Source organism: Pedobacter cryophilus (assembly GCF_005116455.1).
Taxonomy (GTDB): Bacteria; Bacteroidota; Bacteroidia; order Sphingobacteriales; family Sphingobacteriaceae; genus Pseudopedobacter; species Pseudopedobacter cryophilum.
The window spans coordinates 239,040-263,648 of the sequence record NZ_SWBP01000005.1 but is presented as its reverse complement, the minus strand read 5'-3'; the positions used below and the strand labels follow the sequence as shown (position 1 = coordinate 263,648).

General features: G+C 33.9%; 22 protein-coding genes and 1 tRNA gene. 16 read left to right on the top strand and 7 right to left on the bottom strand.

Annotated elements, in window-relative coordinates; genetic code table 11:
• The first annotated feature begins 58 nt into the window (after positions 1-58).
• Positions 59-1,075 (top strand): recombinase RecA, encoded by a 1,017-nt coding sequence (gene recA, locus FA046_RS14360; protein WP_136827228.1) that lies wholly within the window; start codon positions 59-61, stop codon positions 1,073-1,075.
• 81 nt (positions 1,076-1,156) lie between these two features.
• Here the strand turns inward: recA and FA046_RS14355 are convergent, their stop codons facing one another.
• The 3 genes from FA046_RS14355 to FA046_RS14345 all read right to left on the bottom strand — a co-directional run bounded on the left by FA046_RS14355 (position 1,157) and on the right by FA046_RS14345 (position 2,849).
• Positions 1,157-1,735 carry a 50S ribosomal protein L25/general stress protein Ctc gene (locus FA046_RS14355; protein ID WP_136827227.1) on the bottom strand — a complete coding sequence of 193 codons (579 nt, stop codon included), beginning with the start codon at positions 1,733-1,735 and terminating at the stop codon, positions 1,157-1,159.
• A 31-nt stretch (positions 1,736-1,766) separates the two neighbouring features.
• Positions 1,767-2,708, bottom strand: a complete 942-nt coding sequence (locus FA046_RS14350) for a ribose-phosphate pyrophosphokinase (RefSeq protein WP_136827226.1) — start codon at positions 2,706-2,708, stop codon at positions 1,767-1,769.
• Positions 2,709-2,778: 70 nt separating this feature from the next.
• Positions 2,779-2,849, bottom strand: a tRNA-Gln gene (locus tag FA046_RS14345).
• Positions 2,850-3,108: 259 nt separating this feature from the next.
• On the opposite strand from FA046_RS14345, the gene FA046_RS14340 reads away from it, so the two are divergent.
• Complete coding sequence (locus FA046_RS14340; protein WP_136827225.1) at positions 3,109-6,138, top strand: glycosyltransferase family 117 protein; 3,030 nt, start codon at positions 3,109-3,111, stop codon at positions 6,136-6,138.
• 76 nt (positions 6,139-6,214) lie between these two features.
• Here the strand turns inward: FA046_RS14340 and FA046_RS14335 are convergent, their stop codons facing one another.
• The 3 genes from FA046_RS14335 to FA046_RS14325 form a co-directional block, all read right to left on the bottom strand.
• Positions 6,215-7,171: an acetyl-CoA carboxylase carboxyltransferase subunit alpha gene (locus FA046_RS14335; RefSeq protein WP_136827224.1), complete on the bottom strand. Its 957-nt coding sequence runs from the start codon at positions 7,169-7,171 to the stop codon at positions 6,215-6,217.
• A gap of 148 nt (positions 7,172-7,319) precedes the next feature.
• On the bottom strand, positions 7,320-7,814 hold the full coding sequence (locus FA046_RS14330; protein WP_136827223.1) for a hypothetical protein: 495 nt from the start codon (positions 7,812-7,814) through the stop codon (positions 7,320-7,322).
• A gap of 432 nt (positions 7,815-8,246) precedes the next feature.
• Entirely contained in the window at positions 8,247-10,760 is a 2,514-nt protein-coding gene (locus FA046_RS14325; protein ID WP_136827222.1) for a M1 family metallopeptidase, read from the bottom strand.
• Between the two features lie 303 nt (positions 10,761-11,063).
• Here FA046_RS14325 and FA046_RS14320 point away from each other — a divergent pair, with 303 nt between their 5' ends.
• Positions 11,064-13,037 (top strand): tetratricopeptide repeat-containing sensor histidine kinase, encoded by a 1,974-nt coding sequence (locus tag FA046_RS14320; protein ID WP_136827221.1) that lies wholly within the window; start codon positions 11,064-11,066, stop codon positions 13,035-13,037.
• 71 nt (positions 13,038-13,108) lie between these two features.
• Here the strand turns inward: FA046_RS14320 and FA046_RS14315 are convergent, their stop codons facing one another.
• Positions 13,109-13,519, bottom strand: a complete 411-nt coding sequence (locus tag FA046_RS14315; RefSeq protein WP_136827262.1) for a BrxA/BrxB family bacilliredoxin — start codon at positions 13,517-13,519, stop codon at positions 13,109-13,111.
• 173 nt (positions 13,520-13,692) lie between these two features.
• Between FA046_RS14315 and FA046_RS14310 the strand changes: the two genes are divergently transcribed.
• From FA046_RS14310 to gcvP, 13 genes are all read left to right on the top strand, one after another.
• A complete protein-coding gene (locus tag FA046_RS14310) occupies positions 13,693-13,971 on the top strand; it encodes a type II toxin-antitoxin system RelE/ParE family toxin (RefSeq protein WP_136827220.1) in 279 nt (92 codons plus the stop codon).
• A gap of 10 nt (positions 13,972-13,981) precedes the next feature.
• Positions 13,982-14,299: a HigA family addiction module antitoxin gene (locus FA046_RS14305; RefSeq protein WP_136827219.1), complete on the top strand. Its 318-nt coding sequence runs from the start codon at positions 13,982-13,984 to the stop codon at positions 14,297-14,299.
• Between the two features lie 176 nt (positions 14,300-14,475).
• On the top strand, positions 14,476-15,792 hold the full coding sequence (gene ahcY, locus FA046_RS14300; RefSeq protein WP_136827218.1) for an adenosylhomocysteinase: 1,317 nt from the start codon (positions 14,476-14,478) through the stop codon (positions 15,790-15,792).
• A gap of 331 nt (positions 15,793-16,123) precedes the next feature.
• Positions 16,124-16,570 (top strand): KTSC domain-containing protein, encoded by a 447-nt coding sequence (locus FA046_RS14295; protein ID WP_136827217.1) that lies wholly within the window; start codon positions 16,124-16,126, stop codon positions 16,568-16,570.
• 114 nt (positions 16,571-16,684) lie between these two features.
• The gene (locus tag FA046_RS14290; RefSeq protein WP_205943662.1) at positions 16,685-17,023 is read left to right on the top strand and encodes a DUF6370 family protein; all 339 of its coding nucleotides are present in this window, start codon (positions 16,685-16,687) and stop codon (positions 17,021-17,023) included.
• Between the two features lie 52 nt (positions 17,024-17,075).
• A complete protein-coding gene (locus tag FA046_RS14285; protein WP_136827216.1) occupies positions 17,076-17,798 on the top strand; it encodes a pyridoxine 5'-phosphate synthase in 723 nt (240 codons plus the stop codon).
• A 29-nt stretch (positions 17,799-17,827) separates the two neighbouring features.
• A complete protein-coding gene (locus FA046_RS14280) occupies positions 17,828-18,082 on the top strand; it encodes a hypothetical protein (protein ID WP_136827215.1) in 255 nt (84 codons plus the stop codon).
• Positions 18,069-18,362 carry a type II toxin-antitoxin system RelE/ParE family toxin gene (locus FA046_RS14275; RefSeq protein WP_136827214.1) on the top strand — a complete coding sequence of 98 codons (294 nt, stop codon included), beginning with the start codon at positions 18,069-18,071 and terminating at the stop codon, positions 18,360-18,362. The genes FA046_RS14280 and FA046_RS14275 overlap by 14 nt, the downstream gene beginning before the upstream one ends.
• A 5-nt stretch (positions 18,363-18,367) precedes the next feature.
• Complete coding sequence (gene mnmH, locus FA046_RS14270; RefSeq protein ID WP_136827213.1) at positions 18,368-19,390, top strand: tRNA 2-selenouridine(34) synthase MnmH; 1,023 nt, start codon at positions 18,368-18,370, stop codon at positions 19,388-19,390.
• A 282-nt stretch (positions 19,391-19,672) separates the two neighbouring features.
• A complete protein-coding gene (gene selD / locus FA046_RS14265) occupies positions 19,673-20,716 on the top strand; it encodes a selenide, water dikinase SelD (RefSeq protein WP_136827212.1) in 1,044 nt (347 codons plus the stop codon).
• Between the two features lie 72 nt (positions 20,717-20,788).
• Positions 20,789-21,043 (top strand): type II toxin-antitoxin system Phd/YefM family antitoxin, encoded by a 255-nt coding sequence (locus tag FA046_RS14260; RefSeq protein ID WP_136827211.1) that lies wholly within the window; start codon positions 20,789-20,791, stop codon positions 21,041-21,043.
• Positions 21,025-21,306, top strand: a complete 282-nt coding sequence (locus FA046_RS14255) for a Txe/YoeB family addiction module toxin (RefSeq protein WP_136827210.1) — start codon at positions 21,025-21,027, stop codon at positions 21,304-21,306. The genes FA046_RS14260 and FA046_RS14255 overlap by 19 nt, the downstream gene beginning before the upstream one ends.
• Before the next feature lie 309 nt (positions 21,307-21,615).
• Positions 21,616-24,501 carry an aminomethyl-transferring glycine dehydrogenase gene (gene gcvP / locus FA046_RS14250; protein ID WP_136827209.1) on the top strand — a complete coding sequence of 962 codons (2,886 nt, stop codon included), beginning with the start codon at positions 21,616-21,618 and terminating at the stop codon, positions 24,499-24,501.
• Positions 24,502-24,609: the final 108 nt, after the last annotated feature.

Genomic DNA, 24,609 nt, shown 5'->3' with positions numbered 1-24,609 from the left:
ATTAGCAATTTTTGCAGTTCGAAATTGATTTTAAAGCCAAATACTAAAAATATTATACATGAGCGTAAGTAACGAAAAACTAAAAGCCCTTCAATTAACCTTAGATAAATTAGAAAAATCTTATGGTAAAGGTGCTGTAATGAAACTAGGCGATGCCCCTGTTGAAGCTATGGAGTTTATCTCTACCGGTTCTTTGGGTTTAGATATTGCTTTAGGTATTGGTGGTGTGCCAAGAGGAAGAGTGGTTGAAATTTACGGCCCAGAATCTTCTGGTAAAACTACTTTAGCTACTCACATTATTGCTGAAGCTCAGAAAAAAGGTGGAATTGCAGCATTTATTGATGCAGAACATGCTTTTGATCAGTTTTACGCTAAAAAATTAGGTGTTGATATTGAAAACTTATTAATCTCTCAACCTGATAATGGCGAACAAGCTTTAGAAATTGCAGATAATTTAATCCGTTCTGGAGCCATAGATGTCATCGTTATTGACTCTGTTGCAGCTTTAGTTCCAAAAAGTGAGATTGAAGGTGAAATGGGAGATTCTAAAATGGGTTTACAAGCTCGTTTAATGTCTCAAGCCTTAAGAAAATTGACTGGTACCATTAGCAAAACCAATTGTACTTGTATTTTCATCAATCAGTTGAGAGAGAAAATTGGTGTAATGTTTGGTAACCCCGAAACTACAACCGGTGGTAATGCATTAAAATTTTACGCATCTGTTCGTTTGGATATTAGAAGAATTGCACAAATTAAGGATAGCGATGAGGTTTCTGGTAACCGTGTAAAAGTAAAAATCGTTAAAAACAAAGTAGCACCACCTTTTAGAATTGCCGAATTTGACATTATGTTTGGGGAAGGAATTTCTAAAGTTGGAGAAATTATAGATTTAGGGGTAGAATACGGAATTGTTAAAAAAGCAGGTTCTTGGTTTAGCTATGGCGATACCAAACTAGGTCAGGGAAGAGATGGGGTAAAAAACTTATTAAAAGATAACCCAGAGTTAAGTGATGAAATAGAATTAAAAATTAAAAATGCTGTTTCTGGAGTTACTTTACCAGTAGAGCCGGAATAAATAACATTCTTAAAATCATATTTAACCAAAAAAGGCTTCGAAAATTCGAAGCCTTTTTTGGTTTGTCAAGATCAGTAAAAATTACTTTTTACCAGCTACTTGCTCTGCTTGCTTTAATGCTCTAGACATAATTACAGAAACAACTGTATCTTCTGCTACGTTAGTGATAGTATAACCTTTAGCTTGTAAATCACGTACTCTAACAGATTTACCAACTTCTAAAGGCTCTAAAGAAACCTCTACAAACTGTGGCATATCTTTAGGTAATGCATTTACCTTTAGTTTACGTAATTTTTGAACTAGTTTACCACCTTCTTTAACACCTGGAGAAGTTCCGGTTAATTTCACTGGAATCTCAATAGTTACAGCTTTATCATCAAATAATTGAAGAAAATCAATATGTAAGATTTTTTCTGTTAATGGGTGAAACTGGATAGCCTGCATAATGGCCTTAGATTTTTTGCCATCAATACTCAACTCTACAAAGTTTACTTCATCTGTGTAAACCAAACCTTTTAATGCCGGAGCATCAATTGCAAAATGAGTTTGCGTTTTACCACCGTATAAAACAGCTGGTACTTTACCTTCGTAACGCAATTCCTTTGCGTCGCGTTTCCCTACGTTCTCTCTAGGAGAACCGCTAATAGCGAATGTTTTCATGCTTTTATTATTATATGTATTGTTTAATTAATTAAATTTTAAAAAGATCACTTATTGAAGCATGCTCATTTACGTTGGCAATTGCTTTTGCAAAAAGATCTGAAGTTGATAAAACCCTAATTTTTGGACTCTCGTGTTTCAAAGGAATTGTATCTGTTACAATTAACTCTGTTAAAGCCGAATTTTCAATGGTTTCATAAGCTTTGCCTGATAATACGGCGTGGGTACAAACTGCTCTCACACTTCTGGCCCCTTTTTCCATAATTAATCCGGCTGCTTTTGATAGTGTACCCGCTGTATCAATAATATCATCTATTAATACAATATCTTGCCCTGTTACATCTCCAATAATAGACATAGATTCTATTTCGTTGGCTCTTTTTCTTCTTTTATCACAAATAACCACCTCTGCATTAAAATACTTTGCAAAAGTTCTGGCTCGGTAAGAACCGCCCATATCTGGTGATGCAATAGTTAAATTCTCTAATCCTAAACTTTTAATGTAGGGAACAAATATTACTGAAGCATCTAAGTGATCTACCGGTATATCAAAAAAACCTTGGATTTGTGCTGCATGTAAATCCATAGTCATAATACGGTGGATTCCGGCGGCTACTAATAAGTTAGCTACTAATTTTGCTCCAATAGCTACTCTTGGTTTGTCTTTTCTATCCTGTCTGGCTAAACCAAAATAAGGAATAACAGCTGTAATATAATGTGCCGATGCTCTTTTAGCAGCGTCAATCATCATCAAAAGCTCTAATAAATTATCGTTGGGTTGACAGGTGGATTGGATTAAAAAAACATCGCAACCACGGATAGACTCGTCATAAGAAGGTTGAAACTCCCCATCAGAAAAACGAGATAGGGTGATTTTTCCTAATTCTTTACCATAAGATTTTGAAATTCTTTCTGATAAGGCAGTAGTGCCTGAGCCAGAGAAAAGTTTTACTGTATTAAAAGCTGATGGCATGATCTTTCGAATTCGAATAGAAAATTAAAAAAAAATTCGGATGGTATATTTACTATCCGAATTTTTGAAGTTGCCCGACCAGGATTCGAACCTAGACAAACGGTACCAAAAACCGTTGTACTACCTTTATACTATCGGGCAATCTTATTTCAAAAAAAATATTCTTTTCCTGAAATGGAATGCAAATATAGGGCATTAAATAAACGATGCAAATTTATTTTACAAATAAATACTAAATCTATCTTTAAAATCTCAATATGAGTTAATTATAAGTGCTAAACTATTCATCATCAAGATCAAACCACACTATTAGAATTTACTACTAGGGTTAATAAATGTTAAATTGGCTTGATTTTAATTTCAAATAGTTATTTTCGGCGTTTAAAAGATCAAAATAAAAATGACCTATACTAAAATTAACAACCTGTTAGGCTGGCTAACGTTTCTAATTGCATCTACAGTTTATATTTTAACATTAGAACCTACTGCCAGCTATTGGGATTGTGGTGAATTTATTTCTGCCGCTTATAAACTTCAAATTGTTCACCAACCGGGTGCTCCATTATTTCTTATTGTTGGCAAAGTTTTTAGTTTGTTTGCTAATGACCCTAAGATGGTTGCTTATTGCGTAAACATGAGTTCGGCACTTTCTAGCGCTGCTACTATTATGTTTTTGTTTTGGACCATCACCGCTTTAGGAAGAAAAGCAGTTTTAAAATATGGTGAAACCCCTGATCAATTTAGAATGATCAGCATCATGGGAGCTGGATTAGTTGGAGCCTTGGCTTATGCCTTTTCAGATTCATTTTGGTTTTCTGCTGTTGAGGCCGAAGTTTACGCCATGTCTTCCTTATCTACTGCGGTAGTTTTTTGGGCCATTTTAAAATGGGATGCTCATGCAGATGAACCAAGAGCCGATAAATGGATTTTATTTATTGCTTATGTAATGGGTTTATCTATTGGCGTCCATTTGTTAAACTTATTAGCAATCCCAGCAATGGCTGTGGTTTACTACTTTAGAAGAGCTAAAACCACAACAACAGGAGGCGTTTTCATAGCCCTTTTTGTTGGTATCCTTATTTTAGGTTTTGTGCAATACGGCATCATTCAATACATGATTAAAATTGCCGCCAATTTTGATTTATTGTTTGTTAACACTTTTGGTTTAGGATTTGGAAGCGGGGTTATTTTCTTTGGCATATTGTTAACAGCCACAACCATTTGGTTGATTATGTATTCTATCAAAAAGAAAAAACCTATTCTAAATTTAGCCATGTTGTCTTTTGTTTTAATCTTATTTGGTTATAGTTCTTATGCCTTTGTGGTGATTAGAGCCAAAGCAAATCCAACATTAAACAACAGTGATCCTTCAGATGCATTTTCTTTTTTAAGTTATTTAAACAGAGAACAATATGGCGACAGACCATTATTGTATGGTCAGAATTTTGATTCTAAACCGGTAGAGTCTAAACAAAATGGAAATATTTATAGAAAAGGAGAGCAAAAATATGAGATAGCTGGGCAAAAGCAATCTTATGTATATGATAAAAACACACTTTTTCCAAGAATGTATAGTGATGATTCTAATCATCCGGCAGTTTACAGAGACTGGATGGATTTAGGTCCGGAAGAGAGTCCAACTTTTGCCACCAACTTAGGCTGGTTTGGTACTTACCAAATTGGCTTTATGTATATGCGTTATTTCTTATGGAATTTTGCAGGCAAACAAAATGATACTCAGGGAATTGGAAACTACACAGATGGAAACTGGATAAGTGGAATTAAATTTTTAGATGCCTGGAGATTAGGTGATCAATCTAAACTACCATCAAGCATCACCAAAAATAAAGCGAATAATCAACTTTTCTTTTTGCCCTTAATTATTGGATTGTTAGGTGCATTTTGGCACTTTAAAAATAGCCAGAAAGATGCTGGAATAGTAGGGTTACTTTTTTTCTTTACAGGATTAGCTATCGTAATTTACTTGAATCAAACCCCTAGTCAACCCAGAGAAAGAGATTATGCGTATGTAGGCTCTTTTTACGCTTTTGCCATTTGGATTGGCTTAGGTGTTTTTGCAGTAACGGATTGGTTAAGAAAAGTAATTACTCCAAAAACAGCTGCTATTGGCGCAACAGCCATTTGTTTATTTGCTGCACCTATATTAATGGCTAGTCAAGAATGGGATGATCATAATCGTTCTGAGAAAACTACAGCCAGAGATTTTGCTAAAAACTATTTAAATAGTTGCGCTCCAAATGCAATTTTGTTTACTTACGGAGATAACGACACCTATCCATTATGGTATGTTCAGGAAGTAGAAAATTTTAGACCCGATGTTAGAATTGTAAACTTAAGTTTATTTGATACTGACTGGTATATTAACCAGTTAAGAAGGCCTTTTAATGGTTCGGCTCCTTTACCCATGTCGCTTAAGCCAGAGCAATATGTAAGTGGAGTTAGAGATGTGATCTTTTATCAAGATTTTAATTTAACAGGCCCACAAGATCTTAAAGATATTTTTGAGTTTGTTACTTCTGATAATCCAGAAGCCAAAGTAGAATACCAAAGTGGTAAAAAAGAAAACTTCTTGCCTACCAAAAACTTTAAGCTAACTGTTGATCCTTTTCAGCTATTAAAAACCAATACCATTACCAAAGAAGAAGGTTTCAAAATTGTTAAAGAAATGGAATGGAGCTTTAGCAATGGTTATTTAACTAAAGGCCAACTAGCTATTTTAGATATGCTTTTACATAATAATTGGGAACGTCCTATTTATTTTGCGTTTACGGTTCCTAACAGCAATTTTATGGGCTTAGACAAGTATCTATTTAATGAAGGATTTGCTTTAAGACTGATTCCTAAAATTAAAGACAAAATACCATCTGATAGCCCAATAAATGAAACTGAAGCTGTAAATACTGATGTGATGTACACCAATTTAATGACTAAATTTAATTGGGACAACCTTAAAACTGCAAAATATTTAGACCCCGAATCTCAAAAAATGGTTTTTCTATCGGTGAATAAATTCAACGAATTAGCTAAAAATCTGATTTTTGAAGGCAAAGTTGATAGTGCAAGAAAGGTAATGAAACAGTGTTTAAATGTGATACCAGTAAAAACTACTTACGACCCTAATTTTGCTTTAGGCAAATATGAGATGATTAGTATTATGTATCAAATAGGCATGAAAAACGAGGCTAATGACCTCTTAAAACAAAGCACTACTTTAATTTGCGAAGAATTAGATTACCACCAAAGTTTAATTCAGAACAAAGAGAACTTAGGAAGTAGAGATATTCAATTAAATCTTTTTGTGTTAACACAGTTTGATGAAATGACCAAAAAATATGGCGAAACTGCACTTAACAAAGAAGTGAGTAGTAAGCTAAAAGTTTATGAAAGTCAGTTTGGAATGACCCGTTAATAAAAAATACCTTGTAAAAAGAAAGAGCCTTATCAAGTAAAATTGATAAGGCTCTTTTTATGATGTTTAGAAATTCTTATTCTTCTACTACCACGCCCATGGCGCAAAATTTATCAATTCTTTCAGTAATTAAAGTATCTACTTTTTTGCTTCTTAATTCGGCTAAATCTGCAATGATTTTTTCTTTAATGGTTGCACTCATCGCTTCTGGATCTTGATGTGCACCACCCATAGGCTCTTTAATAATGCCGTCAATTAACTTATTAGCTAACATATCATCAGCCGTTAATTTCAAACACTCAGCAGCTTTTTCTTTAAAATCCCAACTTCTCCATAATATAGAAGAGCAAGATTCGGGAGAGATTACAGAATACCAAGTATGCTCTAACATATAAACTCTATCGCCAATTCCAATTCCTAAAGCTCCACCTGATGCTCCCTCTCCTACTATCATACAAATAATAGGAACTCGAAGTACAGACATCTCTAGTAAATTTCTTGCAATGGCTTCGCCCTGACCTCTTTCCTCGGCTTCTAAACCTGGAAAAGCGCCTGGAGTATCAATAAAAGTAACTACTGGTTTGTTGAATTTTTCGGCCAATTTCATCAAGCGTAAAGCTTTTCTGTATCCTTCTGGATTAGCCATGCCAAAATTTCTGTATTGGCGCATCTTGGTATTAATTCCCTTTTGATGACCAATAAACATCACAGTTTGACCATTAATTGAACCAAAACCACCTACAATTGCTTTGTCATCTTTTACAGTTCTGTCGCCATGCATTTCTATAAAATCATCACAAATAGATTCTATATATTGTAAAGTGTAAGGACGTTCTGGATGTCTGGAGATTTGAACTTGTTGCCATCCAGTAAGATTACTGTAGATATCTAGCTTTGCTTTTTCGATTTTTTCGTCCAGTTCTTTCAAAGTGGCAGACATATCAACTTTTGTTTTTTCTGCTATCTGCTTTACTTTTTCTACCTGATGCTGTAAATCTGCAATGGGCTTATCAAAGTCGAAAGATGTTTTCATATTTTTTTTTTACGAGGGGACTAAGTTATTATTTACTTATTAAAAATGAAAATATCTTATCTCTTAAGTGGTGATTTGGATTTTTACTGCATAAAAAAAGAGCCTGAAAGAGGCTCTTTTCTAAGATTTGATTTGTGCTTTATAGTTTTTATTGTACGTTTTCTTTTTTTACAATATTTATTGATGAGTTGGTTACCGCTATTGCTACAAGATGCTGCTTTTCACTCACAAGATCCAACCAATAAGAATTGGTATCATCATCATATTGAAAGTCTGACGGTCTTTCTATCACTTTTAAAACATTGGTTACTTTATAAGCTGCATATTCTGATGTTAAGCTAGCTTTTACTCTCTCTGGTAATTCGCTTACATTTGTTAATTGAGTAGCTACTAAAAACCTGTTATTTAAATCGTAAAGAGCATAAGTAACTTTTCCATTTAATAAGAATGTGGCTTTTTGATAAGTATTATTGATTGTCCAGTTTACGTTTGTGGCTCTGTAAAATGAATAGCCAAATTGCCTTAAAACATCTGAAGCTATACTTTCAATGCCATTGTCTTTAATAACCACTTTTGTGTTTGCTTTAATAGAAGCAGATGTGGCTAAAAAAATAAATAGTGATGATATGATTAACTTTTTCATGATTTTTCTTTTTTAATTGTTAAAAAATTATTTACACAACAAAAATAGATATACTTTGCGTTTTTACTAAATAATATTTAATTTTTATAAAAATTTTATATTAAAATAGCTTTTTCATCACTAATTTAAATTTTTAGTGTGTAAATAATACACTATTTAAGAATCTTCTAATTTATTGGAAGTCTTAACGCTTTTTTTTCTTTAAAACGAGGTTAATTTTAGATGAATTTTATAAGAACCTGATTGATTTGCACTGTATTATGTAAAATAAACCCGGGTGAAGAGAAAAGCCCGAAGTGTATTGGGCTAGGTATTGGGCGGACTTGTAACGTAAAACGGGACTATCTTAACTAAAATGTACTGCAATTGCTTTTCCAAAACAAAAAAAGCCCCTTTAATTTAAAGGAGCTTTTGTGACAAACTGAAATAAACTTATAGCTTTTTTAATTCGTCTATAGTTTTTTGGATATACGCTATTTGTGTTTCTAAATTTGATTTGGTAGCTAAATCTGCTTTTTCTAACTGACCTTTTTTATTCCCCAATAAATTATTAAGCATTACAGTTACATATTTATCTACGCCGTAAGTTTTGTACTGAACCCCTAATTGTTTAAGCTGATTTACTCCGTCTATTAAATAAGAAGTTTGGTTTACTTTAAACAACATGGAGGCGAAACCAGGTATGATTTGGAACTTCTCTCCTACTGTTAATTCTCCAAAGGCTTTAGAAACGTAAGGAAAATCAGCATCGGTGCCGTTTGTAGTGTAAAGATTGATAATGGCTAATGCTAATGGACCTTCGCTTTCTTTCTCTAAAGATTTAGCGATTTTCATACCCTCAGTATCGTCTAAAGCTGCAACACCACCTAATGCAGCACCTGCAACCGCATAAGATTGATTTTTAACGGCATCTTTAAACAAAGGCAAATAGGTTTGATCTTTTAAAGATGCTAAAGCATCTAAAGCGGCTGCTTTTACCAATGTTTTTGGATCTGTTTTGGCGAGATTCAAAATAATTGGGAGTGCTTGTTTAACTATAGCTTCATCATCTAATTTAAGCTCGTTAATAGCCTTAATGCGAAGCTCAAAATATTGGTCTTGTAAAGCTGCAATTATAATTTGTTGGGCGCTAATTTCTTTACTTTTTGCGGCTGCTTCTATTGCTTCTAACCTATCTAAAAATAAAGGCGCATTTTTATATTGAAATGCAAATTCTTCTAAAGACTTGTTATCTGTTTTCTTGATCAACAAAATTTTATCTGCATCTACATTAACCAAGTTTGGCTTAGAAGCTACAGAATAACTTACAGAATCGGTTTTAGAGGTCATCCAATAGTTGCGTGTTTCTTTTTTACCGTTAACATAAATCTCTATTTTAATTGGAAGTTTAAAAGCGTCATCCTTTTGAGTTTGATTGAAGTAAATGGTTTGTGTTTTAGATGCTTGATCCCATTTATAATCTATATTTAACTCTGGGTTGCCGGCTCCAAAATACCACTGATTAAAAAACCAGTTTAAATCTTTTCCGCTCACTTGCTCAAAAGCTAATCTTAATTGATGAGCTTCCCCATTGCTTAACGCATAAGTTTTTAGGTAAAGATTAAGACCTTTAAAGAAAGCATCTTCTCCTAAATAATTTCTCAGCATGTTTAATATTCTTCCTCCTTTTTGATAGGTAACTACATCAAACATGTCTTCCTTATCTTTATAATTGAAACGAATAAGGTTTTTAGCTTTTGAAGTAGGATCTGCCAAATAAGCGTTCATTGCATCGTTATTATGCGCATCACCGGCGTCCTTTCCGTAAGCATGTTCTATCCAAAGGGTTTCGCTAAAATCAGCAAAAGATTCGTTTACCGATAAATTGCTCCAGCTTTCTGTAGTAACATAATCTCCAAACCATTGATGAAACAATTCATGAGCAATGGTGGGTTCGCCATCTCCGCTGCCATCTAAAAGCTGACGAGAAGTTTGCTGCACATAATCTCCGTGTAAGGTGGCGGTTGTGTTTTCCATAGCGCCACTTACAAAATCTCTTACTACTATTTGCGCATATTTATTCCAAGGGTAATCTACTCCTAACTTTTTAGAGAAAAAATCCATCATAGCTGGTGTTTTACCAAAAACATCTTTTGCATAAGGTGCAAAAGCAGGCTCTAAATAATAATCTACTGGCGTATTTTTCCATTTATCACGATAGATTTTAAAATTTCCAACAGCCATCATAAATAAATAAGGCGCATGAGGTTTATCCATTTTCCAGGTATCGCTTCTGGTACCATCGTTATTTTTCCTTTGGCTAATTAATGCGCCATTAGAAAGGGTAACGTATTTGGCGGGCACCGTCATGGTGATTTCTTGTGTGGTTTTTTGATTTGGACGATCTATGGTTGGAAACCAAACTGAAGACCCTTCAGTTTCTCCTTGTGTCCAAATTTGAACGGGTTTTCCTTTTACACTGCTATCTGGATTAATAAAATACAATCCTTTGGCATCTGTAATTGCCGCACTTCCTTTAGATTTAAACTCATTTGGTTTTGAAGTATAGCCTATATAAACAGTGTACTTGTTATCAGCTTTGTAGGTTTTCCCTAAATTAATTTTTAGGAACAAACTATCGTAGATAAACTTTAATGGGATATTCTTCACTCCATCAAACAAAGCTACCGTGTTGATATCCATTCCTTTTGCATCTAAGGTTAAGGAGTCTGTTGGATAAAAATGAGGTTTTAAGGTTATCCAAGCTTTTCCATACAAATAGGTTTTAGCGTAATCAAACTTTACATCTAATTTTGTATGTACTAAATCGTTGATTTTAGTAGTGCTTGCTCTGTAAACCTGAACTAAGTTTTTATCAAGAATTGAAGCTTTTTCTTGTGAGAATAAATAAGAAGATGCCAACATTAATGCTGCAAAACATAATGTTGAGTTTTTAAATTTTAACATAGAATAAATTTATTTGATCTAATTTATTGTTTAACTATTGGGACTGTATTTTACAAAAGTAACGTTTTGAAATAAAATTATGTTTTAAGCTTAATTATTATCAGTACTTAAAAAATTTAAAAGAACAAAAACGCTATTTTTAGCAATAAAAAAAAACGTTTTCTTAAAAACTAAAAAAATATTTTAGCTAAACTTATTTTTTGTAATATTAGGTGTGGCTTTTATTAAAGCTAATTTTCAATTTTAATTTTGAAAACTGATATCAGAAGAAACTTATTCAACCCATATTAAACAGAAAAATTAATGCTTAATTTTTTATTTGCACTTTTAATAGCTCCTATTCTTTTATTTCAACAACCAAATTTTAGAATAGAAAGAGACATTATTAAGAAAGCTACAAACGATTCATTAGTAGTTGATGCCTATTTAAAAATTATCAAAAGTTTTAATCCCAATCAAACAGATTCCATTGCCAATTACTTTAACAAAGCACTCACTTATACCAAACAAAACAATTATAACCAAGGAGAAACACTCGTAAATTTTAACGCCGGAAAGTATTCGGTTAATCATGGTGAACTTTCAAAAGCTGAAACCTATTTGTTAGCAGCCTTAAAAACCGTAGATCAGAAAAAAAATAAATCCCTTAAGGCTAATATCCTTAATAACTTGGGGGTAGTTTATGGCAAAAGAGGTGATTATGAATTAGCTATGAAAAATGTTTTAATGTCTTTGAAGATTTTTGAAGACTTAAAAGATAATGATGGGCAAACATCTAGTTATATAAAACTAGGCGTAATATCCAGATTAAATGGAGACCTTAAGTTGGCTTTCTCGCATAATGATAAAGCAGAACAAATAAATAAAAAGTTAAAAGATAAAGCCTATCAGATTGACATTTTAAACAATAAAGCAATTCTTTATGCCATGCAAGGTGATTTTGATAATGCTTTAAAAATGTTTCAGGCTGGGTATGATATTGCCGAAAAAGGAGGCTTAAGTTTTATATCAAGCAAAGTAAATTGCTTAATGAATATTGGTTTGGTTTACAAAGAAAAAGGCCAATATGAAAAGGCTTTAGAATACCTTCAAAAATCTGCAGAAGAAGCAGAAAAAGGCAATTTACCAAACGAACGTATTAGAAATCAATTAAACATTGCATTGCTTTACACTGATCAAAATAAATTTGAAGCCAGTAATGATATCGCATTAAAAACTTTAGTATCAGCAAAAAAAGCATCTTTCCAAGATTTAGTCACCGAAACTTTAGATCTGATTACTCATAACTACAAATCATTAAATGATTATAAAAATGCATTAAAGTATAATGAAGAGTTTTTTGCAGAAGAAAACAAGCTAAAAAACGCACAAAGAGATAAAGAAATAGCTGATTTACAATCTACCTACGATTTAAAAAAAGCACAAGAACAGGTAAAACTATTAGATCAGTTGAATCAAGAAGCAATTGATCAGAGAGAATTAATGATTTTACTAACTGTATTGGGCTTTCTTTCCATGTCGGTTTTTGCATTTTATTATTTTAGGATAAAGAAACTACATCATGAAATTTCTTTACAAAGAACCTTGTTAATAGATAGCAACGAAATTAAAAACAAGCTTTTTTCTATTATAGGGCATGATCTTAGAAGTGCCTATAACAGTACCTTAGGATTTTTAAATCTTTTAAAAGATGGCGATTTAAACAAAGAAGAAGAAGAATTATTTATTGGTAAAGTAATTACTCAATCTCAATCTGCTTTAGAAACTTTAGATAATTTATTAATGTGGGGGCACTCTCAAATAAAAGGAACTAAAATAACTACTGCCGTTTTTGAAGCCGGAGTTGAAGTTCAAAAAAACATAGCCTTTCTTAAAGATCAATTTCTGGCAAAACAAATTTCTATAGAAATTTCTGACCAGTGCAATGTTCCTATAAAAGCCGATGTCAATCATTTTGATTTTGTGATTAGAAACCTTTTATCAAACGCCATTAAATTCACTCCAGAAAACGGTTCGATAAAAATCTCCTGTTCAGATTACGGTCAAAATCAACAAAAATTTTGCGTAGCCGATACCGGCATAGGAATGACAAAAGAACAAATCAATCAAATATTTAATACGGATAGCAAAAGCACTTTAGGCACTTCTAAAGAAAAAGGAACTGGATTAGGTTTAATGCTTAGTAAAGAATTTATTGAATTAAACGGCGGCAAAATATGGACCGAAAGTGAATTAGGCAAAGGCTCTAAATTTTGCTTTGTGTTAGATAAAGGATAAAGTATCTCCAACAAAAAAAGCCAATCTGAGGGTTCAGATTGGCTTTTTTTGTGTCTAATCAAAATTATTGATTAGCAATATTGTTCAAAAGCACCCATTAAGTTATCGGCAATCATTTGCGCTGGTCTGCCTTCAATTTGGTGACGTTCTATAATATGTACCAATTTACCATCTTTAAATAAAGCCATTGATGGAGATGATGGAGGATAAGGCAACATATGGTTACGAGCTGCATCAACCGCATCTTTTTCCATTCCTGCAAAAACAGTCACTAATCTATCAGGTTTTTTACCTGTAGTAGCTGCTAATTTTGCAGCCGGACGAGCATTTGCTGCTGCACAACCACAAACAGAATTTACCACTACAAACGTTGTTCCTTCTGCTTCAATAGCATTTTTCACTTCTTCAGCGTTTTTTAATTCTTCAAAACCAACACTTGTTAAGTCGGTTCTCATTGGGGCAACTAAATATTCTGGATACATTTCTATTTGAGTTAAAAGTTCAAAGTAATAAGTTGAAAGTTTTAAAATTAACACTGCAAAATTAAGCTTTTAACTGTTTACTACTAAAAAAGCTTATCAAGGGTTTGTCATAAATATGATTCTTCCTTATTTTTTAGTTTGTAACTTAAAGGGTTACATTGTATATTTGATTATTGATACTTAACATCAAACATAAAGGATTAAAAGCCTTTTACCTCAAAGGAGATAGTTCAAAATTACAGCCTATGCATATTAGCAAGATTAGGCTGATATTAACTCGTTTAGATGCAGCTTTAAGTGCTGAAGACATGAACGTTCCTGGCTATCATCTCCATCAACTTTCAGGAGATTTATATCCCTTTTGGAGTGTAAAAGTTGACAAAAATTATCGAATCATATTTAGATTTGATAAGGAAAATGTTTTAGACGTTGACTATTTAGATTATCATTAAAACTAGAATTATGGCAATGTTTGCACCAGCACACCCCGGTGAGCTAATAAAAGAAACTATTGACGGTATTAAAGAAGAAACGCAAAGCAAGCTGACTTTAGAAGAAGTTGCTGCTGGTTTAGAAATTAGCCGTAAAACTTTATCAGCTATTATTAATCAAAAGCAAGGTATAAGTCCAGAAATGGCTTTAAAATTAGCTAAGGCTTTTGATACGAGTCCTGATTTTTGGTTAAGGGCGCAAGAAAATTATGATTTAGCTTTGGCCAGAAAAAAAATCAATATTGATAACGTTAAAGTGTTTTGGCGTAAAGCGGTGGCAGTTTTGTAGCATTTCTATTATCAAGAAAAATTCTATTTCTAAATTGAATTAAGCTTTTAACTGCTTACTAATAAAAAAGCGTATCAAGGGTTTGTCATAAATCAACCCTCCCATTAACTTACTGTTAACCATTTGAAATTCACACCCCTATTCCCTACCTTTGCAGCTCACTTAAAAAACAAACTATGTCATCAGTAGAGACAAATTACGTTCCTTTTAAAGTAAAGGACATTTCCCTAGCCGAATGGGGAAGAAAAGAAATTGGATTAGCCGAAGCAGAAATGCCAGGTTTAATGGCACTTAGAGAAGAGTTTGGCGCAAGCAAACCTTTAAAAGGAGCTAGAATTGCAGGCTGTTTACACATGACCATTCAAACCGCAGTTTTAATTGAAACTTTGGTAGAATTAGGTGCAGATGTAACCTGGTCTTCTTGTAACATTTTCTCCACACAAGATCACGCTGCTGCTGCAATTGCTGCTGCTGGTGTTCCCGTTTACGCTTGGAAAGGCTTAAACGAAGAAGAATTTGATTGGTGTATTGAGCAAACTTTATTCTTCGGAGAAAACCGCGAACCATTAAACATGATTTTAGATGATGGTGGCGATTTAACCAATATGGTTTTAGACAGATACCCAGAATTAGCCGCTGGCATCAAAGGAATTTCAGAAGAAACCACTACAGGCGTTCTACGTTTACACGATCGTGTTAAAAAAGGAACTTTATTAATGCCTGCAATCAACATCAACGATTCTGTAACAAAATCTAAATTTGATAACAAATACGGTTGTCGTGAGTCTTTAGTTGACGCAATTCGTAGAGCAACAGATATTATGATGGCTGGTAAAGTAGCCGTTGTTTGTGGTTATGGCGATGTGGGTAAAGGTTCTGCAGAATCTTTAAGTAGAGCAGGCGTAAGAGTTATTGTCACAGAAATTGACCCAATTTGCGCTTTACAAGCAGCAATGGAAGGTTATGAAGTAAAAAGATTAAATACCGCCATTAAAGAAGCCGATATTGTAGTTACCGCAACTGGTAATAAAGACATCGTAAGAGGCGAGCATTTTAAATCGTTAAAAGACAAAGCCATCGTTTGTAACATCGGTCACTTTGATAACGAAATTGATATGGCTTGGTTAAATTCAACTTATGGCGATACTAAAATCGAAATCAAACCTCAAGTAGATAAATATACTATTGATGGAAACGATGTAATTGTATTGGCAGAAGGCCGTTTAGTGAATTTAGGTTGCGCAACTGGTCACCCAAGTTTTGTAATGTCTAACTCATTCACTAACCAAACTTTGGCTCAACTAGAATTATGGACCAATACTGCAGCTTATGAAAATAAGGTTTATGTATTGCCAAAAACTTTAGATGAGAAAGTTGCTCGTTTACACTTAGCCAAAATTGGTGTAGAATTAGAAACATTAAGATCAGATCAAGCAGAATACATAGGCGTAACTGTAGAGGGTCCGTTTAAAAACGACGCTTACCGTTACTAAGTATCAAGATATTAGTATCAAGTATCAAGACCGCTCTGTTTATCAGGGCGGTTTTTTTTTATTTTAGAAAAGCAGGTTTCTGTGCTCTGCCGTTCCGGTAGTCCCGCTGTCCGCACTCGCTTTTTTAATGCTCCAAAAAAGCATTAAAAAGAGCTCAAACAAATGCTCCCATCGGGTTTATAAATTCAGTACAGTGCGAAAAAAGTTAAACTTAAAAAGCTATTAGTCACCTCCATGATGATTTTTATTTTTAAAAACCTACCTTTGCGCCAAATTATTTTGAAAAGATGTTTAGAATGTCCTCATCTGCTCAACAATAAAATTAAATGTTATGAAGAAAATTGTTGATTACAGAAAATTATTAGAGGTTACAGAAGATGCTACTTTAGCTGAATTAAAATCGGTTTACCGTAGTTTAATGAAAACTTGGCATCCAGATAAGTTTCAGGATGCTGTAGAAAAACACAATGCCGAAACCAATACTACCAAAATGATTGAAGCTTACCATTTTTTAGTAAGTATTGCGCCAGAAACTCGTCAGCAATCATTACCAGAATATACAGAAACCATTACTAATTCAAATATTCAAGATTTTGAGTATAAATCTCAAGTCTTAAAAGTAGAATTTTTAGATGGCAACATTTACGAATACTTTGATGTGCCTAAAGCAGTTTACGTTAAATTAGTAAATGCTGATTCTAGAGGAAGATTTGCCAGAAGACACATTTTTAGCTCTTTCGTTTACAGAAGCACCAGCAAATTAGTGGCTACAGCTTAAATAAAATCTAAAATATTCTATTTTTTCAAATGAAAAAATAGAATATTTTGAAATTTCTCTCCTAATTTCCTTGTTAAAAATGTAGTTTAGTAACTATATTAAATGATACTAATCATGACTATTTCAAACAAGATCTTTTCCACATTATTCTTCCTTTTCTTTTTAAGCACCAGCTTTTTATTTGCTCAAGAAAAAACAAAAGAAAAAGAAATTAACCAAGTAGCAGAAGTCTCTTGCGGTCAATGTAATTTCCAATTAAAAACTCAAAAAGGTTGTGATTTAGCCGTAAGAATTGATGGCAAAGCCTACTTTGTTGACGGCACAAAAATAGATGATCACGGCGATGCCCATGCTGATGATGGTTTTTGTAATGCCATAAAAAAAGCTCAAGTAAAAGGAACAATTGTGAAAGGCAGATTTAAAGCCACTAGTTTTAAATTATTGAAAGAATAATATTCTTCGGTCTAAAACTAAATTAAACCTTTGAGCATTTCTATATTTGTATATGTCTCAAGCAAAATTATCTGTCAACATTAATAAAATAGCCACATTACGTAATTCTCGTGGCGGCAACAATCCTGATTTAGTAAAAACCGCTTTAGATTGCGAACGCTTTGGAGCACAAGGAATCACCGTACATCCTCGCCCAGATGAAAGACACATCCGCTATCAAGACACTTTCGATTTAAAATCAGTCATTAAAACAGAATTTAACATTGAAGGAAACTGCGAAGAGCAAAAATTTGTTGAATTAGTTTTAGCTAATCAACCTGCTCAAGTTACTTTAGTACCAGATGTTTTAGGGCAAATCACTTCTAATCATGGTTGGGACACCATCAAAAACCAAAACTATTTACAAGATATCATTGCTGTTTTTAAAGAAAATGAAATTCGTGTTTCCATATTTGTAGATCCAAACCCAGAAATGGTAGAAGCTGCAAAAACCACCGGAACAGACAGAATTGAACTCTACACAGAAGCATATGCCTCTACCTTTCATCAAGACAAAGAAAAAGCAATTGCACCTTATATTTTAGCCGTACAAACCGCTAATAAAGTAGGCTTAGGAATTAATGCCGGTCATGATTTAGATTTGCATAATCTCCAATATTTTGCCCAAAATATACCGGGTTTATTAGAAGTAAGCATTGGCCATGCTTTAATTTGTGATGCTTTATATTTAGGTTTAGAAAACACTATTCAACGTTATTTGTACCAGTTGAAATAATTATATTTGAATAAGAAAAATTAGTGATCATGACCATAACAGCAATCAGAAAAAAACTGCAAGATTACATCAAGACTGCTGATGATAAAAAGATTAAAGCCATTTTTACTTTGGTAGAAAGTGATATTGATAAAAGTTTAGATTGGTGGGAGGATAAAGAATTTGTAGCTGAATTGGATGAAAGAGGAAGACGTTACAAAGAGGGACTTGATAGAGGTTTTACTTTTGAAGAAGCAAAAGAAGAAATCCTAAAATTAAAAGCCCAAAAAAATGATCACTTATAAAACTGTTTTATACTTAAAGGCACAAAGAGAATTATCAAAGTCCTATGAATGGTATGAAAAACAAAAAAGTGGTCTTGGAGAGAAATTTATTAATCAAGTAAAACTTGATTTTCAAGTCATTGCTAAAAACCCTAAACACTATCCAAATAAGGCATCGAAGTATAGAGAGTTTGTGATGAAAAACTATCCATATTTGATTATTTATGAGATTGATGAAGTAAATAATGAAATCCTAATTGCATCAATCTTCCACGAAAAAAGAAATCCAAAACTCAAATAGGATTAATGGTCAAACAACTCTCCCTTTCAGAATTCTTAGAAAAAGCAAAAACCACTATAGTTGTAGATGTCCGTACTCCTTTAGAATTCCAACAAGGTCATATTCCAGGAGCATTAAACATTCCAATTTTCACCAACGAAGAAAGAGTGATTGTAGGAACAGCCTATAAACAACAAGGCAGGCAACCAGCCATATTATTAGGCTTTGAATTAACCGGGCCAAAATGGGCTGAATTCATCAAAGAAGCCGAAAAATTAGCGCCTGATAAAAAAATAATGGTTCATTGTTGGCGAGGCGGAATGCGAAGTGGCGCCATGGCTTGGGCTTTTGATTTATATGGTTTTGAAGTTTATACGCTAAAAGGAGGCTACAAAACTTTCAGAAGATCAGGAATAGATGCTTTTTCTAACAATTACCCTTTTACAATTTTGAGCGGAAGCACTGGTTGTGCTAAAACCAAAACTTTGCAAGAAATGAAAGCATTGGGCGAGCAGGTGATCGACTTAGAAGATCTGGCGCAACATCAAGGTTCTTCTTTTGGCTCAATGGGAAAAATGATTCAGCCCTCACAAGAACAATTTGAAAACTTATTGGGTTTAGAACTTCAAAGAATGGATTTATCTAAACCAATTTGGTTAGAAGATGAAAGCGTAACCATTGGAAAAAGAGTAATTCCAAAGCCAATTTGGGAGCAAATGAGAAAAGCTCCTATTATTAAAATGGAGATTCCAAAAGAAGAAAGAGTCAATTTTTTAAATGAAGATTACGGAAGTTTAGATAAAGACTTCTTAAAAGAATCTGTTTTAAGAATTGCTAAAAGATTAGGTCCGTTAGAAACCAAACTCACTTTACAGGCTATTGATGAAGGAAGAATGAAAGATTTCATTAATCAAGTATTGGTTTACTATGATAAAACTTATCAAAAGGGATTGAATAATAGAGCCGTTTTAAACCTTCAAACAATAGGTTTAGAAAAGATCAATCCAAAAGAAAATGCGAAAGCAATTTTGAAATTTATAGACAAGTAAAATCACCAATAACAAAATTTCTCAATTTAGAATTCGTGTATTCGTGGAAAAAAATTGTGATAAAAATGAAATGCCACGAATGCACAAATCTGAACGAGATAATTTTAAAAAATAGCTCTTACGCAACAATAAACATAAAAGCAATGTAATCAACACGAACAGATTCGTGAAAATTCGTGTATTCGCGGCAAAAAACGAACTATAAAACGCCAACAACGCACTAATGAAAACAAAAGAATAACCGCATGTTTCGTGTATTCGAGACAACAAAAAAAATATAAAATGGAAAACATAAAACTCACTCAATATTCTCATGGCGCTGGTTGCGGATGTAAAATCTCTCCTGCCGTTTTAGATAAAATTCTACATAGCACTACCAAATATGAAGCAGATAAAAATCTATTAGTTGGTAACGATACCCGAGATGATGCCGCAGCTTACGATTTAGGCAACGGAATGGCTTTAATTTCTACCACCGATTTCTTTATGCCTATTGTAGATGATGCTTTTGATTTTGGAAGAATTGCATCGGCAAATGCTATTTCTGATGTGTATGCCATGGGCGGGAAACCAGTTTTAGCGATTGCGATACTGGGTTGGCCAATTGATAAACTCGCTCCAGAAGTAGCACAAAAAGTTTTAGAAGGCGCTCGTTCAATATGTGCTGAAGCGGGAATAACGCTTGCAGGTGGTCATAGTATTGATTGCCCCGAACCCGTTTTTGGTTTGTCTGTTAACGGAATGGTGGACATCAAAAACCTAAAACAAAATTCTACCGCTAAAGCGGGATGCAAATTATACCTCACTAAAGCTTTGGGAGTTGGTATTTTAACCACCGCTCAAAAGAAAGGAATTTTAAAAGCTGAACATACTGATATTGCTCCAAAATCTATGGCAAAACTCAATAAAATTGGGGAAGTTTTTGGCAATTTAGATTATATCACCGCAATGACAGATGTTACTGGTTTTGGATTGCTTGGTCACCTTTCTGAAATGTGCGAAGGCAGTAATTTACAAGCGACCATTGATTTTGATAAAGTTCCAAAACTCAACGTAATTGATGAATATTTAGAACAGAAATCAATCCCCGGCGGAACCCTAAGAAATTGGGCAAGCTACGGACATAAAATTGGTAAAATTACCGAAAGACAAAAACACATCCTCGCCGACCCACAAACCAGTGGAGGTTTATTGGTTGCCGTAGAACCTCAATTTGTAACAGAATTTGAAGCATTATTGAAAGAAAATGGAATTCCTGATGAGAATTGTGTGAGTTTTGGTGAGTTGAAAGTAAAAGGTGATGGTAAGTGGATTGAGGTGAAATAAAATTTAAAATCATTTTTATTTTACAATTAAATACATTATTGTGTACATTTATATGTACTAAATAAAATTGTCATGATAGTGATTAGTCCAAGTGAGTTAAGAGGGAATTTAAAAAAGTATTTAGATTTAGCCGATAAAGAAAGAATTATTATTCAGCGAGGAAAATCTGAAATGTTTGAATTGAGAAAGCAGGAACGCATTAGTGAAGATGATTACTTTGATAATCCAAAAAATATTGAAGCTATAGAAGAAGGATTGGCAGATATAAAAGCTGGAAGATTTACCACTTTAGACCCAGATAAAACTTTATGGGAAAATATTCTTTAAATCTATCAGAAAAAACCAAAAGAGATTTAAAGGCAATTCAAAAATCAGGGGATAAAAATAGTATTCAAAAAGTAGAGCAAATTTTTAACGAATTATCCGAAACACCAGCTCAAGGAATTGGCAAACCTGAATTGTTGAAATATAAATATGCTGGTCTATGGTCAAGAAGAATCAACCAAAGAGATAGATTAATTTATAAAATTGAAGAAAGTATTGTAACTGTTTTTGTGATTTCTGCCAAAGGGCATTATGATGATAAATAGCTGTACTCGTTTCTACTGCGTAAGGGATTGACGTGAAAATCCTTTTTGTTTTTCACAAAAAGATTGCAACAAAAAAGCCCGACCCCGATTTTTCTTCGGGGATACGCCCAAAATTTCATACCATTTACTCATTTTACAAGCTTCAAAACCCTTCCCAAAAAAACAATTTCTTTTACCCCAAAAACTTTACAATATTCCCTTTGTTAAACCTTTAAGAAGCGGTTTGATTTTAGTACTTTTGCCGCTTGATTAACCATCGAGTTAATGCCATTTAAATTCGATTATAAAGATTTAAAATATAGCCCCCGAATGAGATTAAATGTAGATTATCAAGAGCAATTTGAGCAAAGGCATATCGCACCAAATGAGCAGGATACGCAAGCCATGTTGAAAACAGTTGGTGTAAATTCTTTAGATGAATTGATTGCGCAAACGGTGCCACAAAACATCAGATTAGCCAAACCAATGGATTTGCCTGTTGCAAAAAGTGAGTTTCAGTATTTAAATGATCTGAAACAGGTTGCTTCTAAAAACAAAGTTTTTAAATCATACATCGGGCAGGGTTATCATGGGGTAATTGTACCGGGTGTAATTCAAAGAAATATTTTAGAAAACCCAGGCTGGTACACTCAATATACGCCTTATCAGGCCGAAATTGCACAAGGACGTTTACAAGCTTTGTTAAATTTTCAAACTATGGTTTTGGATTTAACAGGAATGCAAATTGCCAATGCTTCTTTATTAGACGAAGGAACCGCTGCTGCCGAAGCCATGTTTTTACAATACAGTTTGCGTAAAAACGATAATGCTAAAACCTATTTTGTTTCTGAAGAAGTTTTCCCTCAAACTATAGATATTTTAAAAACCAGAGCGCAACCTTACGGCATTGATTTGGTGATTGGAAACCACGAAACCATTGAACTCACCGAAAATATGTTTGGTGCTTTGGTGCAATACCCTGCTGGCAGTGGAGAGGTTTATAATTATCAGGCTTTCGCCGATGCTGCTCATCAAAAAAACATCAAATTAACGGTTGCTGCTGATATTATGAGCTTAGCATTGTTAACTCCTCCGGGAGAGTGGGGAGCTGATATTGTAGTTGGAACCACGCAACGTTTTGGAATTCCGATGGGATTTGGCGGTCCACATGCTGCTTTTTTTGCTACAAAAGAAGAGTACAAACGCTCTATGCCGGGTAGAATTATTGGGGTAACCATAGATGCGCATGAAAACTATGCTTTGCGTATGGCTTTACAAACCAGAGAACAACATATCCGTAGAGATAAAGCAACTTCAAATATTTGTACAGCACAAGCATTATTGGCTATTATGGCTGGTATGTATGCTACTTATCATGGTCCAAAAGGCATTAAAGCTATTGCCGAAAGAATTCATGGTCAGGCTATATTGTTAGCAAAATCTTTAGCTGAGTTAGGTTTTACTCAGGAAAACAAAACATTTTTTGATACCGTAAGATTTAATGTAGGTAATTTGGTAAACCCTATTCATGCCGAAGCATTAAACCAAGAAGTGAATTTGCACTATAATGGAGAGTCTATTACCATTTCTTTAAATGAAACTACCACTGTTGAAGATATTAAAACTTTAGTGCGTGTTTTTGGAAAAGTAAAAGGTAAAAACTTAAATGATGTTAATGTTGACTCTTTAAAAAGCAATATCGAAACTGTTATTCCGGCTTCTTTACAAAGACAATCAGCTTATTTAACGCACCCTATATTTAACAAGCATCATTCAGAACATGAAATGTTGCGTTACATTAAATCATTAGAAGCAAAAGATTTATCGCTTTGTCATTCTATGATTGCTTTGGGTTCTTGCACCATGAAATTGAATGCCACCACAGAAATGGTTCCGGTAACTTGGCCAGAATTTGGAAACTTACATCCATTTGCTCCGGTTGATCAGACTGGTGGTTACATGCAAATTATGGCCGAGTTAAATGATTGGTTAAGCGAAATTACAGGTTTTGCAGCTATGAGTTTACAACCTAATGCAGGTGCGCAAGGCGAATATACTGGCTTAATGGTAATTAGAGCTTACCATCATGATAGAGGAGATTCCCACAGAAATATTGCTTTAATTCCTTCATCTGCTCATGGCACCAATCCAGCTTCGGCAGCAATGGCCGGAATGAAAATTATTGTGACCAAATGTGATGAAAAAGGGAATATAGATGTTGCAGATTTGAAGGCTAAAGCCGAAGAACACTCTGCAAATTTAAGTTGCTTAATGGTTACTTATCCATCTACACATGGTGTTTTTGAAGAATCTATTATTGAGATTTGTGATATCATTCACCAACATGGTGGACAAGTTTATATGGATGGCGCTAACATGAATGCACAAGTTGGTTTAACATCGCCAGCTAATATTGGTGCTGATGTTTGTCATTTAAATTTACACAAGACTTTTTGTATTCCACACGGTGGTGGTGGCCCCGGAATGGGTCCAATTGGAGTTGCAAAACATTTAGTACCTTATTTACCAGGCCACACAGTTGTACAAATTGGTGGAGAAAAATCAATATCAGCAGTTTCGGCAGCGCCTTGGGGTTCTGCCTCTATCCTACTCATCTCTCATGCTTATATTGCTATGATGGGCGCAGAAGGATTAACCAATGCTACTAAAATTGCTATTTTAAATGCCAATTATATTAAGGCCAGATTAGAAGCCCATTACCCAGTGTTATATGCCGGTGCAAATGGTAGATGTGCGCATGAGATGATTTTAGATTGCAGAAGTTTCAAAAACTTTGGTGTAGAAGTTACAGATATTGCTAAACGATTGATGGATTATGGTTTCCATGCACCAACAGTTTCTTTCCCGGTTGCTGGTACTTTGATGGTTGAACCAACAGAATCTGAACCAAAACATGAGTTAGACCGTTTTTGCGATGCGATGATTGCCATCAGAAATGAAATTTCTGATGTAGAAACAGGTTTATTAGACAAAGTAAATAATCCATTAAAAAATGCACCTCATACTGCCGCTGTAATTACCGGAAACGAATGGGATAAACCTTATACCCGTCAAAAAGCAGGTTTTCCTTTACCTTACGTTGCCGAACATAAATTTTGGCCTTCAGTAGGAAGAGTAAATGATACTTTTGGTGATAGAACTTTAATTTGTAGCTGTCCGCCAATAGAAGAATATGAAATGGATGCCGTAAATTAAAATTTCCATTATATTTTCAATTCAAAAAGTCTTGACATTCTTGTTCAAGACTTTTTGAATTTTAGGATCATTTAACCTCATTTTGAATACCCTAAACGGAGTAATTAT

Coding starts and splice junctions, on each gene's coding strand:
- recA (WP_136827228.1), top strand. CDS start 59: ATGAGCGTAAGTAACGAAAAACTAAAAGCCCTTCAATTAACCTTAGAT.
- FA046_RS14355 (WP_136827227.1), bottom strand. CDS start 1,735: ATGAAAACATTCGCTATTAGCGGTTCTCCTAGAGAGAACGTAGGGAAA.
- FA046_RS14350 (WP_136827226.1), bottom strand. CDS start 2,708: ATGCCATCAGCTTTTAATACAGTAAAACTTTTCTCTGGCTCAGGCACT.
- FA046_RS14340 (WP_136827225.1), top strand. CDS start 3,109: ATGACCTATACTAAAATTAACAACCTGTTAGGCTGGCTAACGTTTCTA.
- FA046_RS14335 (WP_136827224.1), bottom strand. CDS start 7,171: ATGAAAACATCTTTCGACTTTGATAAGCCCATTGCAGATTTACAGCAT.
- FA046_RS14330 (WP_136827223.1), bottom strand. CDS start 7,814: ATGAAAAAGTTAATCATATCATCACTATTTATTTTTTTAGCCACATCT.
- FA046_RS14325 (WP_136827222.1), bottom strand. CDS start 10,760: ATGTTAAAATTTAAAAACTCAACATTATGTTTTGCAGCATTAATGTTG.
- FA046_RS14320 (WP_136827221.1), top strand. CDS start 11,064: ATGCTTAATTTTTTATTTGCACTTTTAATAGCTCCTATTCTTTTATTT.
- FA046_RS14315 (WP_136827262.1), bottom strand. CDS start 13,519: ATGTATCCAGAATATTTAGTTGCCCCAATGAGAACCGACTTAACAAGT.
- FA046_RS14305 (WP_136827219.1), top strand. CDS start 13,982: ATGGCAATGTTTGCACCAGCACACCCCGGTGAGCTAATAAAAGAAACT.
- ahcY (WP_136827218.1), top strand. CDS start 14,476: ATGTCATCAGTAGAGACAAATTACGTTCCTTTTAAAGTAAAGGACATT.
- FA046_RS14295 (WP_136827217.1), top strand. CDS start 16,124: ATGAAGAAAATTGTTGATTACAGAAAATTATTAGAGGTTACAGAAGAT.
- FA046_RS14290 (WP_205943662.1), top strand. CDS start 16,685: ATGACTATTTCAAACAAGATCTTTTCCACATTATTCTTCCTTTTCTTT.
- FA046_RS14285 (WP_136827216.1), top strand. CDS start 17,076: ATGTCTCAAGCAAAATTATCTGTCAACATTAATAAAATAGCCACATTA.
- FA046_RS14280 (WP_136827215.1), top strand. CDS start 17,828: ATGACCATAACAGCAATCAGAAAAAAACTGCAAGATTACATCAAGACT.
- FA046_RS14275 (WP_136827214.1), top strand. CDS start 18,069: ATGATCACTTATAAAACTGTTTTATACTTAAAGGCACAAAGAGAATTA.
- mnmH (WP_136827213.1), top strand. CDS start 18,368: ATGGTCAAACAACTCTCCCTTTCAGAATTCTTAGAAAAAGCAAAAACC.
- selD (WP_136827212.1), top strand. CDS start 19,673: ATGGAAAACATAAAACTCACTCAATATTCTCATGGCGCTGGTTGCGGA.
- FA046_RS14260 (WP_136827211.1), top strand. CDS start 20,789: ATGATAGTGATTAGTCCAAGTGAGTTAAGAGGGAATTTAAAAAAGTAT.
- FA046_RS14255 (WP_136827210.1), top strand. CDS start 21,025: ATGGGAAAATATTCTTTAAATCTATCAGAAAAAACCAAAAGAGATTTA.
- gcvP (WP_136827209.1), top strand. CDS start 21,616: ATGAGATTAAATGTAGATTATCAAGAGCAATTTGAGCAAAGGCATATC.